The organism is Streptomyces sp. NPDC051963 (assembly GCF_044593495.1).
Lineage (GTDB): Bacteria > Actinomycetota > Actinomycetes > Streptomycetales > Streptomycetaceae > Streptomyces.
The window spans coordinates 1,232,341-1,246,321 of sequence record NZ_JBIUCC010000001.1 but is presented as its reverse complement, the minus strand read 5'-3'; the positions used below and the strand labels follow the sequence as shown (position 1 = coordinate 1,246,321).

Below are 13,981 nucleotides of genomic sequence, written 5' to 3'. Positions count from 1 at the left end.
CGGACGTGGTCTCGAAAATTTTCTCCTGTGAAAACGCTTGCTCGACCCTGGGGTCCGCCCTAACGTCATCCGCACTTCAGTCCCGAGCCCCATCTCCACAGAGCAGGAGCCGACGTATGCGCACAGGACACAGAGTGGGAGCATCCCGGAGCGGCAGGCTGGTGCTCGCGTCGCTGTTGGTGGCGCCACTGCTCGCGGCGTGCGGCGGGGGCTCCGGCTCCTCGGGCACCACCCTGAAGATCTGGGACTACTCGGCGGAGCAGACGGACTTCCACAAGCAGGTCGCCGAGGAGTTCCACCGTCAGCACCCGGACATCACCGTGGAGTGGCAGTCGATCGCTCAGGAGGAGTACAAGCGGACGCTCCCGCTGGCGTTCCAGAGCGGACAGGGTCCCGACATCTTCTACTGGAGCGAAAACGGCCCGCTGGCCATGTCGCAGTTGCTCGACCAGAAGTGGATCCAGCCCCTCAACGGCGGAGCCGCGCTGCCGGCGAGCTTCACCAAGCGCTGGCCCGAGGGCTCGTTCGTCGACGGGGTCAACCAACTCGACGGCAAGACATACGGGTTCCCCTTGTCCGAGAGCACCTACTGGGGCCCCGGCTACATGTTCCTGAACAAAAAGGTCTTCGACGACGCGGGACTCGACACCGCGAAGCCGCCGGCGACCTGGTCCGAGCTGACGGACGCCTGCGCGCAGATCAAGGAGAAGACGAAGGCGTACTGCATCGCCTCGCCCACCAAGGACGTCGACTTCCAGCGCATCTTCTACGCCCTCGCCTCCGGTGAATACACCTTCAACGACCTGTTCTTCGACTACAGGAAGGGCACGTTCTCGCTGACCGAGCCGCAGGCGCAGAAGGTGTTCGCGTTCATCCAGGAACTCAAGAAGGACGGCTACCTGGCGCCCGGGAACAACGACAAGAACTTCTCCCGGCAGCAGTTCGCCGCGGGACAGGCCGGCATCATGATGGACGGCACCTGGCTGCCGTCGGTGCTCAAGTCCCTGGGCATGGAGTCCTCCCAGTACTCCGTGGCGCCCCATCCCGTGCCGGACACCGGGTCCAAGGGGGCCCTGTGGAGCCAGCCCGACGGCAACAAGTACTGGGTGAGCGCGGGGTCCAAGCAGTCGAAGGCCGCATGGACCTTCCTGAACTGGATGACGCAGCCCGACGGTTACTTCGTCAAGGAGTACCTCAAGAGCGGCTTCGGGACGCTGGCCTTCGCTGACAACGCCCGCTACATCACGGACCCCGCGATCCGGCAGATCATGCAGATCGCCGACAAGCCCGACTACCGGGTCAAGCTGCCGCTCCCGATCACCAAGTGCCCGGACCTGGTGAAGTCCAAGGCGTACATCAAGGCCATCGGCGAGCGGCCCACCTGGGAGTACGAGGCGATGTCCGGTGCCCTGAACTCGGGTGACTCGCTGAAGCCGGAGGCCGAACGGATCGTCGCCCAGCGGCAGAAGACCCTGACGTCCGAGCTGGAGAAGGAAGCGGCCCAGGGTCTGAAGGTCTCGCTCGACTGCTTCACGTTCCCCGACTGGTCGTACACCTCCGACTACGGGCCGGCCGAGTAGCCGTTCACGCCCGCAAGCCGGATGTCAGCAAGGACCGCAAAGGACCACACATGGCTCTCGCGCCCACCAGCCCGCGTCCGCCCGACGCAGCCCCCACCACTGCCGACCGCCCCAGCCGAACGGTGCGCCGAACCCGGCCCCCGAGCCCACCCGAGGGGAACCGGGAGCGCGCCAAAGGGCGCGACCGGCTGTGGGTGGCGGTCTTCCTCCTGCCCTTTCTCGTCCTCTACCTGGGTTTCACCCTCTGGCCGCTGGCCGCGACGGTCTACTACTCCTTCTTCGACTGGTCGGGCACCGGCCCCCTGAGCAACTACGTCGGCGGGGACAACTACAGTCGCCTCCTCGGCGATCCGCTGTTCTGGCAGGCCGTCACCAACACGCTGCTGTTCGCCGTCGGTACGACCCTGATCAAACTGCCGCTGTCCCTGCTCGCCGCGCTGGTGATGACCAGGAAGTGGCTGCGGGCGAAGAGGGCGCTGCGTACGGTCTTCTTCGCGCCGCTGATCATTCCCGTGGCGATGGCCGGACTGGTCTTCACCTACCTGCTCAACCCGTCGAACGGTGCGCTCAACTCGGCGCTGCACAGCCTCGGTCTGACCGACGGCACGACCGATGTCTTCGCCAACCGCTGGACCGCCCTGCTGGCGCTGATCCTGATCTCCGTCTGGCAGGTGTTCGGGCAGTACATGATCTATTGGATGGCGGCGCTCCAGAACGTCCCCGACGAGCTCTACGAAGCGGCCGACCTCGACGGCGCCACCGAGTGGCAGAAGCTCACCAGGATCACACTGCCGCTGATCCGTCCCGTGGCCGTGGTGATCGTGATGCTCGCGCTGGTCAACGCGATGCACGTGTTCGGGCTCGTCGTCACGCTCACCGGGGGAGGACCGGGCACCAGCACCTACGTCGTCTCGTACTTCATCTACCGACAGGCGTTCGGCTCGCTGCCCTTCGCCTACGGCTACGCGTCGGCGGCCGCACTGCTCTTCTCCGTCATGGCGTTCCTCCTCGTGACCAGTCAGGGCCTCTTCGTGCGCCGGGCGCAGAAGCTGCGGAAGGAGTACGGAGTCTGATGTCCGAACTTCGCGAACCCCGGGTGCCTCGCTCCGCGCGCCTGTCACGGCCCGTGCGGGCCAACCTGATTGCGTTGCCCCTGCTGATCGTGGTGGGTCTGATCTGGATCTATCCGTTTCTGTGGATCGTCACAGGGGCGTTCAAGACACAGAACGGCCTTTTCACCGGGGGCGCCAGCCTGATGCCCGACCAGTGGAACTTCGACAACTTCCGCCGGGCGTGGGTGGATGCGGGATTCTCCAAGTACTTCTTCAACACGGTGCTGTACGCGGTCGCGTCCACCGTCATCGAACTCTTCAAGTCGGCCCTGTGCGGCTACATTCTGGCCCGCTACGAATTCCCCGGACGAAAGGCCCTGCACCGCCTGATCGTGGCCACCCTGTTCGTGCCGGTGGCGTCCATCATCATTCCGCAGTTCGTCCTCGTGGACAGCCTCGGCCTGTTGAACACGCGGGCCGGCGTCATCCTGGCGATGTCCGGTGCGGCGGGCGCCCTGTACGTGCTGCTCTTCGTCGGGTTCTTCGCGGGCGTACCGAGCGATCTGTTCGATGCGGCAAAGCTCGACGGCGCCGGATTCCTGCGCACCTTCTGGCTGGTCCTGCCCTTGGCGAAGCCCGTCATCGCGGTCGTCGTCATCTTCCAGTTCATCAGCAACTGGAACGAGTTCAACATCCCGTTGGTGTTCACACTCGGCCAGCCGGATCTCCAGAACCTGGCGGTCGGAATGCTGTCGTTCAAGGGTGAGCACTCCGTGGACTGGACGGGATTCGCCGCCGGAATGACGTTGTCCGTCATTCCCATGCTGATCGTCTTCATCTTCTTCCAGAGTTACTTCGTGCGCGGCCTGGCCGGCGCCACCAAGGAGTGAAACACGTGACGACCGAGCCGCCCGGCTCCGCCGATCTCAACGGCGCCTTCGCCTACACCTGGGACCTGGTGGGCGACCCCGCCGCCGCCGAACGCATCGCCGCACTCGGCGTGGGCGCGGTGGTCCTGCAAGCCGCCTACCACTCGGTGCGCGCCATGACGCCGTACCACCCCGTCCACCGCACCGTGCACGCCACGCACGCCGCCGCGTACTTCCCTCTCGACCCACGCCAATGGGATGGCATGCGCCTGACACCTGCTTTGCCCGGCTGGGCCGTCGACACCCCGGACCGGTTCGGTACGGCGGCCGCGGCCCTGCGCGGCCAGGGACTGCGGGTCGAAGCCTGGCTGGTCCTCACCCACAGCTCGGCGGCGGGGGAGCGCGCACCCGAACTGACGGTGTGCAACGCGTTCGACGAGAGGTACGGCTACGCCCTGTGTCCGGCGCAGCCCGAAGTGAGGGCGTACGCCACGCAGTTGGTCCGCGCCTTCAGCGAACGCTACGACGCCGCCGAGGTGCCTGCGTTGATGCTGGAGGCCTGCGGATGGCTGGGCTTCGAGCACGGCAGCCACCATGAGAAGACGGCGGGCGCCGATCTGAGCAGCGGCTGCCGCGATCTGCTGTCGGTGTGCCTGTGCCCCGCCTGCCGCAAGGGAATTGAGGCCGCCGGCGCAGATCCCGCCGCTGTCGCACAGGCGGTCCGCCGCACCGTCGACGCCGAGATGCGGGACGGGGTCCGCGCCCCGAACCTGCTCGCCGAGTCCTTGGGGGAGCAGGCAGCCACGGCTCTGCTGCGGCACCGCCGGTCCGTGATCGAGGAGTTGACGCGGCAGATCGCTGCCGAGGCGCCCGGCAGGGAGATCCTCCTGATGGCGGACGGCGACCCGCAGGCCACCGGCCCCGACAGCGGACTGGACCTGGGACGTTTCGACGGCCGGGCCACGGCCGTCGTCCTCAAGTGCTGGGACGACGAGGACCGGGCGGTGGCCCGTGTCGAGGAAGCGGTGCGGACCACCGCACGACCGGTCATCGCCAATGTGTCCGTGCTGGAGGAGCACCCCGCCCACCTGGCCAGGAAGGTGGCCCGGCTACGGGCCGCCGGCGCGCGGGCCATTCGCTACTACCACGCCGGCCTGGCCTCGCCCGCCCGTCTCCGTTCGCTGCGCACGGCCAACGCGCAGCAGGCGGTCACCGCAATCACCGCGGCGACCGGACCGACCGGACCGGGCGCATCGACCGTATCGACCGTATCGACCGCATCTACCAAGGAGGGAGCAGCGTGATCCACGAGCCGCTGACCGGACTGTACGTGATGGACCCGGACCGCTTCGACGATGTCTACGGGCCCAGGGAACGCGCCGACATCGAACGGTACTTGACCATCGAGCGGCCGCCGTGCACCGCGGCGGACCTGTCCGCGGAGGTCCTGGCGGGCGTCGATGTGCTCGTCAGCAGCTGGGGCGCCCCGCGGCTCACCGCCGACTTCCTGGACAGTGCGCCGAGGCTCGCGCTCGTTCTGTACGCCGCCGGATCAGTGCGTCCCGTGGTGACCGATGCCTCGTGGGCGCGCGGGGTGCGGATCGCATCGGCCGGCAGCGTGATCGCCGACAAGGTCGCGGACTTCGCTCTCGCCCAGATCCTCTACGCCCTCAAACACGGCTGGCGTTATGTGCTCACCGCGCGGCGCACCGGGTCGGCGGCCGTCCGCCGGAGCGAACTCGGCACCGCGGGAGCCACCGTCGGGCTCGTCTCCCTCGGTGCCACCGGGCGGGCCACCGCACGGCTCCTGCTCCGGCACGGTGTGCGCGTACTGGGCTACGACCCGTACGTGTCCGACGCCGACGCCCGCGCCGAGGGCATCGAACCCGCCTCGCTGGACAGGGTGTTCGCCGAGTGCGACGTGGTGAGCCTGCACGCCCCGCTGCTCGACGAGACCCGTGGCATGGTCGACGCGGCGCTGCTGCGCTCCATGCGTCCCGACGCCACCCTCGTCAACACCGCGCGCGGCGGCCTGGTCGACGAGGAGGCACTCGTGACGGTTCTCAGGGAGCGGCCGGACCTGTTCGCCGCACTCGACGTCACCGACCCCGAACCGGCCGTTCCCGGCTCCCCGCTCTTCGAGCTGGACAACGTGGTCGTCACCCCGCACCTGGCGGGGAGCCTCGGTCCGGAACGGCGTCTGCTCGGCCGGGCCATGGCCGAGGACCTGGCCCGGTATGCCGCCGGGCGCCCACTGCGACACGAGGTGATCGCCGCCGCGATGGAGCACGCCGCATGACCACAGCAGCCTTCACCCTGGTCATGGTCCCGCCACGACCGGACGAGACCCGGTCCTGGCCCGACCGGCTCACCGAAGAGGTCCCGGGGATCGAGGTCCTCTGCCCCGAGGGCCCCGAGGACGTCGACGCAGCGCTCGGCCGGGCCGACGCCGTGTACGGCACCCTGACGCCCGAACTCCTGCGTTCGGCACAGCGGTTGCGGTGGCTGCAAGCTCCGCAGGCGGGCCCCCCTCCGGGCTTCTACCACCCGGATCTCGTGCGGCATCCGGTCGAGGTGACCAACATGCGGGACACCTACACCGACCATGTCGCCGCGCACACGATGGCGCTGGTCCTGGCCCTCGCCCGGCAACTCCCGCGCTACGTGCGCGAACAGGCCGCCGCCAACTGGGCCCCGGACTGGTCGGACGGCGCGGTTGTCCCCCTGGGCGAGGCGCGGGCGCTCATCGTCGGCACGGGTGCCGTCGGCGCCGAGACCGGGCGGCTGCTCGCCGCGTTCGGCACCCGCGTGGAGGGCGTCGACGCCCGTGTCACCGCCCCGCCGCCAGGATTCGGCCGGGTTCTGCCGCCGGACCACCTCGACCGCCTGCTCCCTGAGGCGGACATCGTGGTCCTCACCGTGCCGCACACCCCGCGAACGGAAGGGCTGATGGACGCGCGCCGGCTGGCGACGATGAAGGACGGAGCCTGTCTCGTCAACGTGGGCCGAGGCCCCACCGTCCGCCTCGACGACCTGGTCCGGGCCCTGGACGAGGGACGGCTGCGAGGCGTCGCCCTCGACGTCGTGGAACGCGAGCCGCTGCCGCCGGAGCATCCGCTGTGGCGCCACCCGAGAGCAGTGATCACCCCCCATGTGGCGGGAGCCGGACCGCATGCCGCGGAGCGCAGGTTCGAGGTGCTCGTGGACAACGCGCGACGGTTCGCCGCCGGAAAGCCGCTGGTCAACGTAGTGGACAAGACGCAATGGTTCTGACGCCCGCAACCGACGCCCCTCCCACCGTGAGCGTGGAGCGCATCGAGACGTTCACGGTCGCCCTGCCCACCCTGCGGGACTTCGCGGTCGCGGGCGGCGCGGTCACCGATAGAGGAAGCCCTTCCATCCGGGTACTGGTCAAGGTCACGGCCTCGGACGGGAGCACGGGATGGGGCGAGGCGACGCCGATCCCCTCCTGGACGTACGAGACCACCGAGTCCATCGTGTCCACCCTGGAGCGGTACCTGGCGCCCGCCGCGCAGGGCCTGCCCCTGTGGGACCTCGACGGGCTGGTGCGGGCCTGCGACCGCGCGATCCGGCGGGGCTGGTCCACCGGTATGCCGCTGGCCCGCGCCGCCCTCGACGTGGCCTGGCACGACGCCCTCGCGCGGTCCCGCGGCGTGAGCCTCGGCGAGCTGTGGGGCAGACGACGCCACGACACCGTCGACCTCTGCTGGATCGCCACCGGCGACGATCCGGCCGCGCTCGCCGAGTCCGTCGCCGAGGGCCGGGCGCACGGATACCGCCACTTCAAGATCAAGACGGGGCTCGTGCCGGGACAGGACGAGGCCGTGGAGGCCGCCCGGGTGAGGGCCGTAAGGGACGCGGCCCCCGACGCCCGTCTGATCGTCGACGCCAACCAGGCCGGCACCCAGGACTCCGCGCTCCGACTCGCCCGACTGCTCGCGCCGTTCGAGGTCGCCGCGCTCGAACAGCCTCTGCCCGCCAACGACATCGAGGGACTCCGGCGCCTGCGCGACCTCAGCCCGGTCCCGATCGCCGTGGACGAGAGCCTGCGCCACCCCACCGACCTGGCTTCGTTCGTCCGCAGGGGCGCCATCGGGATCGCCGTGGCAAAGGTGCAGCGCTGCGCCGGACTCACCCTGTCCCTGCGCCAGTGCCAACTGGCCGAGGACTGCGGCGTGGCGCTCATGGGCTCGGGCCTGACCGAGTCCGACATCGGCCTCGCCGCGTCACTGCACCTGTTCGCGGCCCATGACCTCATCGCCCCCGCCGACCTCAACGGTCGGCAGTTCCTGAGCAGCCCCTACGCCACCGGCCCCGTGATCCAGGTGCGCGCAGGGGTGGCCGAGGTGCCGTCCGGCCCCGGTCTAGGCATCGGCATCGACGAAGGGATCGTACGAGAGCTCGCCCGCTGAGCCGCAGCGGCGGGCAGGTGTGACCGTCCAACTCCGCTCATCGGCCACGACGTGGTGGCCCGCACAAGAAGGAGCCGTACATGAAGCAGCATGCACGATCGCGCAGGACTCCCCGCCGCGCGTTCGTCCTCGTCGCCGCTCCCGCGCTCACCGTCGGCCTGCTGGCCTCGGTGCACAGCGCGTCGGCCGCTCCCACGAAGCCCGCCGCCTGCCCGGCGCCGGCCGCGGCCATCGGTCTGAGCAAGGCGTGGAAGCTCCAACTGCCCCTGCCCACCAGCTCAGGCTCTCCTCAGGAGGTCAAGCAGCCCGCACTGGCGACGTACGCCAACTCGCCCTGGTTCACGACCAAGTCGACCTGCGACGCGATCCTGATGCGGGCCGCCGTCAACGGCGCCACCACGAGCAACTCCGGCTACCCGAGGTCGGAGCTGCGCGAGATGACCGCGGACGGATCGGCGAACGCGAGCTGGTCGTCCACGTCGGGCACCCACACCATGGTCTTCGACGAGGCCATCACGCATCTCCCCGCGACCAAGCCGCATGTGATGGCCGGCCAGATACATGACTCCGACAGCGACGTCACGTCGTTCCGGCTCGAGGGCACCAGCCTGTACATCACCTCGTACAACACCACGCACTACAAGCTGGTGACCTCCAACTACCAGCTGGGCACCCGCTTCCAGGGGAAGTTCGTGGCCCATGACGGAAAGGTCGACGTCTACTACAACGGCGCTCTCAAGGCCACCGTCGCCGCCGCGTTCAGCAGCGGCTACTTCAAGGCCGGCGACTACACCCAGGCGAACTGCACCAACTCCTCGCCGTGCAGCAGTTCCAACTACGGCGAAGTCGCCCTGTACAGCGTCAAGGTGACGCATTCCTGAGCATCGTGCGTCGAGGGCGCGGCCACCAGGGAGCTGTCGGCTGCCTGGTGGCCGCGTCGGTGTCAGGGACGGGCCGTCGCCGGGCGGCTGTTGTAAGCCTCCACCTTGAGTGCCGGACGGCACGAGGGCAGGGCCTTCGACGGCCAGGACAGGTCGACGGTCTGGGATTCGCCGGGCAGCAGCCACAGGTAGTTGTGGCTGTAGAGCGTCGGCAGCACGCGGCTGCCGTCGGCCTCGTCCACCAGGGACAGCCGGACCATGGCGGCGACGGCCGAGCCGTGGTTCCTGATGGTGGCCGTCATCTTCCGACGGTCTCCGGAACGGGACACCTGCCAGACCGAGCCGGACACCTTCACCTGTCGTGCCGTGCTCAGAGCCTTCATGGCGGCGGGGTTCCGATAGCGCCAATAGGTGTTGCGCGACAGTTCCTTGCCGCTTGCGTCCTCCAGGGTCAGCCGCAGCAGATGCAGGTCGGGCAGGTCGTCGGTCCAGCCGGCGGTGAAGGCCTTCGCCGTGGCAGCACGCCCCACATCCAGCCGGGCGGTCCTCCTCGTGCCGAGACCCCGGCCGGACAGGTCGTGCAGACGGGCGGTGACGGTGGCGTTCTTGAGGTCCGCACGGGTGTGGTTGACGGCGAGGACCTGCCACTTCACCGGGTCGGCCTGGACATGCAGCGGCTCACAGGCTGAACGGGTGCCGTAGTACATGCCGTTGACGTCGAAGTCGTAGTCGTAGGTCTGCCAGACGGTGCTGTGCCAGGCCGGGTGGGACATCCACAGCATCAGGCCGGTCGCGTTGTCCCAGAGGTTGGCGTTCCAGGCCTCGAACATGGCGCGGGCGTTCTCATAGTTGACGAACTGAGCCTTGCGGGCGAAGTCGTCCAGCCCGGCGGCCTCGCCCAGTCGGGACTCGATGGCGGCCTTGTAGTTCTGCGGCGCCTGGTTCCCGCGCTCGCTCCAGTCGTGGTAATACCAGGCGCCGCGGATGGGCCACTCCGGCTCGTCGCCCGTCATGTTGCGCAGGCTGGCCGCGGTGGAGACGACCGGCATGCCGATCTCGGTGTGGAAGCCGAAGTCCTTGCTGCCGTAGGTGGCGGGGTCGAAGTACTTCTCCGGCTCCACCCAGCCGTAGGGGCCACCGCCCGTGACGATTCCGCCGGCCGAGTTGTTCTGGTAGAGCAGCCCGGGAACCTGCTGCTCGACGGCCTCGCGCATCCCCTTGTCGATGGCGGCCGGCGGATTGCCCTCGTTCGCCCCGCACCAGACGGCCACGCAGGGATGGATGCGGTAGCGCAGTACGGTGTCGCGGGCGATCGAGTTGAACGCGTCGTGGTCCGGCGGGTCCATGGCCCAGGCGTTGGGGAAGTCGTTCCAGACGAGGATGCCGTGCCGGTCGCAGGCGGCGAAGAACTCCTCCCGGTCACTGGTGCCGACCCAGTTGCGGATCATGGTGAAGTTCATGTCGCGGTGCATCCGCACCGCCGCGTCCATCCGCTCGGGCGGCATCCGGCGCAGCAGTTCGTCCCAGCCCCAGTTGCCGCCACGGGCCAGCACCCGCACCCCGTTCACGGTGATCTTCAGCGGATCGGGGGCGTTCGACACGGACTTGACGTCGGTCCACTGCTCGCCGTCGTCGGACACCTGGATCACGTACGTCTTCGGGTACGCCGACTCCCAGACGATCGCCACCCGGTCGAAGTTCCGCGCGGAGCCCAGATCCACCTGGATCCACTGGAGGTCCTCGTACGCCGAGGACCAGCGGGTGCCCGCGTCGCCGTCGGTGGCGTGCGAGGCGGGGTTGTCGGACTCCTCGGTGGAGGCTGTCGCCTCCTTGTGCAGGGCGAGGTCGGTTCCGGGATCGGCGCGGTCGACGACGCCCAGGGACCACAGGGAGTTGCCCCAACTGGTGTTGCGCAGGCCGCAGTTGATACGGACGTACCGGGCGCTCTGCCGCTCGAAGTCCTCGACCTGGAGGCTGGCGTTGCCGTTGTTGAAGGGCAGCGGCACGGCTGAGTTGTCCACCGACATCACATCGGTCCACTCGGTGCCGTCGGAGGAGACCTGCACCACGAAGGACTTGGCGTACGCCTGCTCCCAGGTGAGGTCGACCCGGTCGAAGGACTGCGCCGAGCCCAGATCGACGCTGATCCACTGGTCGTCCTCGTACGCCGAGGACCAGCGGGTCCCCGGATCACCGTCGGTCACATTGCCCGGGCCGTGGTCGTCCCCGTCCGTGCCGGAGGCGTCGGCGGGCGCGTGCAGGGCGAGGTCGGTGGCCGGCCGGCTGCTGTCCAGCACGGACAGGGTCCACAGGGAACTGCCCCAGGAGGTGGCCCGGGTACGGCAGTTGATGCGGACGTACCGGGCCTGCCGCCGGTCGAAGGTGACGGACTGGGTGTACGAGTCACCGGTCGCCGTGAACGGCAGCGGCACCTTGTACTCGTAGCCGAACTGACGGATACCGAAGCGGGTGGTCCGTACGTCGCTCTCGGCGCCGTCGACCGACACGGTGAGCTCGAGCTCGTGGAGCTCAGGCTCGCCCAGGCCGTTCGGCCACCACAGCTTGGGATTGCGCAGCCGCAACTGAGCGAAGGCGTCCGGGGCGAAGACGACGTCGACGCCCCCGCCGGCCGGCACGGTGACGACCTTGGACACCCGGACGTCGCCGAAGGCCGCGGAGACCGTCGCCCTGTGGTCCTGGGAGTCGGCGTTGCGGACCGGGACGACGACCGTCAGCTCGGCCACCGACACGTCCGGCACCTTCGGCAGGACGGTGTCCACGCGCGGATCGCCGATGACGACGTGACCGGTGGACCTCAGCCGGACGTGGTTCCAGATACCCGCCGCGCGGTCGCGGACGGCCGGCATCCAGTCCCAGCCCGAGGAAGCCAGATAGGTGGGGGAGTTGAGGTTCATCTGCCCGGCGCCCGCGTCCACCCAGGCCTCGCCCAGAGGGCCCTTGTCCCCGGGGCTGCCGGGCACGGGCATCGGCGTGATCTTCACGGCCAGCGCGTTCGAGCTGTCGGTGGCGAGCAGCCGGGTCACGTCGTACGAGGAGCGGGCGAAGGGGTATGTCAGGTCGCCGACGTGCTCGCCGTTGAGCCAGACGTCGGCCTTGTGGTTGACGCCGTCGAACTCCAGCCAGATCCGGCGTCCGGACCCGGTGCGCAGGCCGCGCGGCACCTCGAAGTCCCGCTTGTACCACCAGGAGTGCCGTGACAGCGCCTCGGGGATGTGCAGGTTGTTCAGTCCGGCGACCGGGTCGGGCAGCTTGCCCTGGTCCACGAGGGAGCCCAGGACCGTGCCGGGGACGGTGGCGGGCAGCCAACTGCTCGTGTCGACGGAGGTCTTCGACAGACCGGGACCGTCCGCGCCCGCCCAGTCGTCCAGGGTGAGCCGCCAGCCGGACTCCACCGGCACGGTGCCGTCGTCGGCCACGGTCAGCTCGGGCCCCTTGCCGTGCCGGATGCCCCAGTCGGTCCAGCCCGTCGCGGAGGGACGGTGCCCGCGGGGGTTGCCGTACACCTCGAAGCCGTTGAGGCCCAGCGGCAGGGGACTGGAACGCTTGCGGCACGTCATGCGCACCCAGCGCGCCGACATCGGGCGGGGGAGCTGGATGTTCACCACGCCGCCGGTGCCGGCGATCGTGCGGTAGACGCTCGTCCAGGACTTCTCGTCGAGGGACGTCTCGACCAGGAAGTCATGCGCGTAGCTCGACTGGATCTCCTTGCCGGTGGTGCCGCTGGCCGGGTTTCCGCTGGTGGGCGGTGTGAACACCGGGTCGCTGGCGTCCGCTTCGAAGGTGAGGCGGATCCAGGTGACGTCACACACGGCCTCCAGATCGACGGCGATCCACTGCGGATCGCCGGTCTCCGCGCGCCATCCGCTGCCCCGTACGCCGGGTGCGGTGAGGCGGTCGACCACGAAGGAGCCCGGCGTGGGGGCGTAGGCCGTCGACGAGACCGAGACGGGCCGGTTGAGCGCGAGTTCATGGGGTGACGCGGCTGCCGTCGGCTTGCCGGCGGTGGTGGCGGCGGCCGTCGACATGGGGAGCAACGAGCCGAGCCCGAACCCGGCCAGCAAGGTGGAGCCGGTGGCGACTATGGACCGGCGCGACGGATCCAGTTGATCGGTCATGAGTCTGACATCCCATCAAAAAGGGCAGAGCGAACCGAGCCGGCTCCGTACGCTCCGGGCCGAGCAGGTTTGACAACGTTGCCAAAGGCTGTGGTTTTTATGAGCTTCCTGTCAACCCTCGGGACGGATGTTGATGCTGAGTCGCAGATCAGAGACGCCTGGAAGGCGCGCGGTGCGGCGTAGCGGCGCTGTTGTGACGGGGGCGAAGCGGCGGCACCTTTCCGAATCATTACGGGTTCGCCACGGGTGAGTGCGAGCGGACATCCACTCGTACTGTTCAAGTAGCGGCGAAAGAACGGCAGTTCAGACGTCGGAGCGCCGCTTTCGGCACATCCACCATCGACACGTGGAGTTACTTCTCATGCTCTTCAGCAAGCGGGCCGCTCTGGTGACGGGAACCGTCGTCACCGCCGCGGCCGCGGTGATCGGCAGTGCGGCTGCCGGTCAGGCATCCGGCAGACCGAGCGCAGAGACACACGCCACCGCACCTACGCCCACTCCGTCGATCCCGCCCCAGCTTCAGGTGCCGGACGGCAACAAGAAGACCGCCGTCATGGACGCGAAGGGCGTGCAGACCTACGCGTGCACCAACGGCGCCTGGACATTGCTCGAACCGGCCGCCACATTGTCCGACGCCCGGGACATTCGCCACCGGCCGATCGCCCTTCACTCGCGCGGCCCGGTCTGGGTCTCCACGGTGGACGGCAGCGCCGTCAACGCCGCCGCCGTGCCCGGAGCGAGCGTTCCCACCCCCGACGCCGTTCCGCAGTTGCTGCTCAAGGCGACGGCCACGCGTGGGGACGGGGTCTTCGGCTCCGTCTCCTACATTCAGCGGCTGGCCACCCGAGGGGGCGTGGCCCCCATTGGATCCTGCGAGCAAGGAGCACAGGTCAGCGTGCCGTATTCGGCAACCTACGTCTTCTACGCGCCTGCTCAGTAGTAGGGCCATGCGCCACCGGGTCGGTTGACCGCAGGGGTTGAGTGCCCCCGGCGTCGACTGCGGGTATCCGCGTCGTCCGGTTGCCGTGAA

The 13,981-nt window shown here is 69.0% G+C and carries 10 protein-coding genes; 9 read left to right on the top strand and 1 reads right to left on the bottom strand.

All coding sequences use genetic code 11. The features are described 5' to 3' along the window. The first annotated feature begins 134 nt into the window (after nt 1-134). The 8 genes from ACIHFB_RS05265 (at nt 135) to ACIHFB_RS05230 (ending at nt 8,815) form a co-directional block, all read left to right on the top strand. Nucleotides 135-1,580 (top strand): extracellular solute-binding protein, encoded by a 1,446-nt coding sequence (locus tag ACIHFB_RS05265; RefSeq protein WP_365270319.1) that lies wholly within the window; start codon nt 135-137, stop codon nt 1,578-1,580. Nucleotides 1,581-1,630: 50 nt separating this feature from the next. Beyond that, nucleotides 1,631-2,653 carry an ABC transporter permease subunit gene (locus tag ACIHFB_RS05260; protein ID WP_400125336.1) on the top strand — a complete coding sequence of 341 codons (1,023 nt, stop codon included), beginning with the start codon at nt 1,631-1,633 and terminating at the stop codon, nt 2,651-2,653. Beyond that, nucleotides 2,653-3,522 carry a carbohydrate ABC transporter permease gene (locus ACIHFB_RS05255; protein ID WP_365270313.1) on the top strand — a complete coding sequence of 290 codons (870 nt, stop codon included), beginning with the start codon at nt 2,653-2,655 and terminating at the stop codon, nt 3,520-3,522. The genes ACIHFB_RS05260 and ACIHFB_RS05255 overlap by 1 nt, the downstream gene beginning before the upstream one ends. A gap of 5 nt (nt 3,523-3,527) precedes the next feature. Beyond that, nucleotides 3,528-4,805 carry a hypothetical protein gene (locus ACIHFB_RS05250; protein ID WP_400125334.1) on the top strand — a complete coding sequence of 426 codons (1,278 nt, stop codon included), beginning with the start codon at nt 3,528-3,530 and terminating at the stop codon, nt 4,803-4,805. Then, a complete protein-coding gene (locus ACIHFB_RS05245; protein ID WP_400125332.1) occupies nt 4,802-5,800 on the top strand; it encodes a hydroxyacid dehydrogenase in 999 nt (332 codons plus the stop codon). The genes ACIHFB_RS05250 and ACIHFB_RS05245 overlap by 4 nt, the downstream gene beginning before the upstream one ends. Then, nucleotides 5,797-6,774, top strand: a complete 978-nt coding sequence (locus ACIHFB_RS05240; RefSeq protein ID WP_400125330.1) for a D-2-hydroxyacid dehydrogenase — start codon at nt 5,797-5,799, stop codon at nt 6,772-6,774. The genes ACIHFB_RS05245 and ACIHFB_RS05240 overlap by 4 nt, the downstream gene beginning before the upstream one ends. Nucleotides 6,775-6,800: 26 nt before the next feature. After that, the gene (locus tag ACIHFB_RS05235) at nt 6,801-7,934 is read left to right on the top strand and encodes a mandelate racemase/muconate lactonizing enzyme family protein (RefSeq protein WP_400125328.1); all 1,134 of its coding nucleotides are present in this window, start codon (nt 6,801-6,803) and stop codon (nt 7,932-7,934) included. An 80-nt stretch (nt 7,935-8,014) separates the two neighbouring features. Beyond that, nucleotides 8,015-8,815 carry a polysaccharide lyase family 7 protein gene (locus ACIHFB_RS05230; RefSeq protein WP_365270299.1) on the top strand — a complete coding sequence of 267 codons (801 nt, stop codon included), beginning with the start codon at nt 8,015-8,017 and terminating at the stop codon, nt 8,813-8,815. A 62-nt stretch (nt 8,816-8,877) separates the two neighbouring features. Here ACIHFB_RS05230 and ACIHFB_RS05225 read toward each other — a convergent pair whose 3' ends face one another. Beyond that, nucleotides 8,878-12,951: a discoidin domain-containing protein gene (locus ACIHFB_RS05225; protein WP_400125326.1), complete on the bottom strand. Its 4,074-nt coding sequence runs from the start codon at nt 12,949-12,951 to the stop codon at nt 8,878-8,880. Nucleotides 12,952-13,297: 346 nt separating this feature from the next. Between ACIHFB_RS05225 and ACIHFB_RS05220 the strand changes: the two genes are divergently transcribed. Beyond that, on the top strand, nt 13,298-13,891 hold the full coding sequence (locus ACIHFB_RS05220; RefSeq protein ID WP_400125324.1) for a DUF3455 domain-containing protein: 594 nt from the start codon (nt 13,298-13,300) through the stop codon (nt 13,889-13,891). The last annotated feature ends 90 nt before the right edge of the window (nt 13,892-13,981 follow it).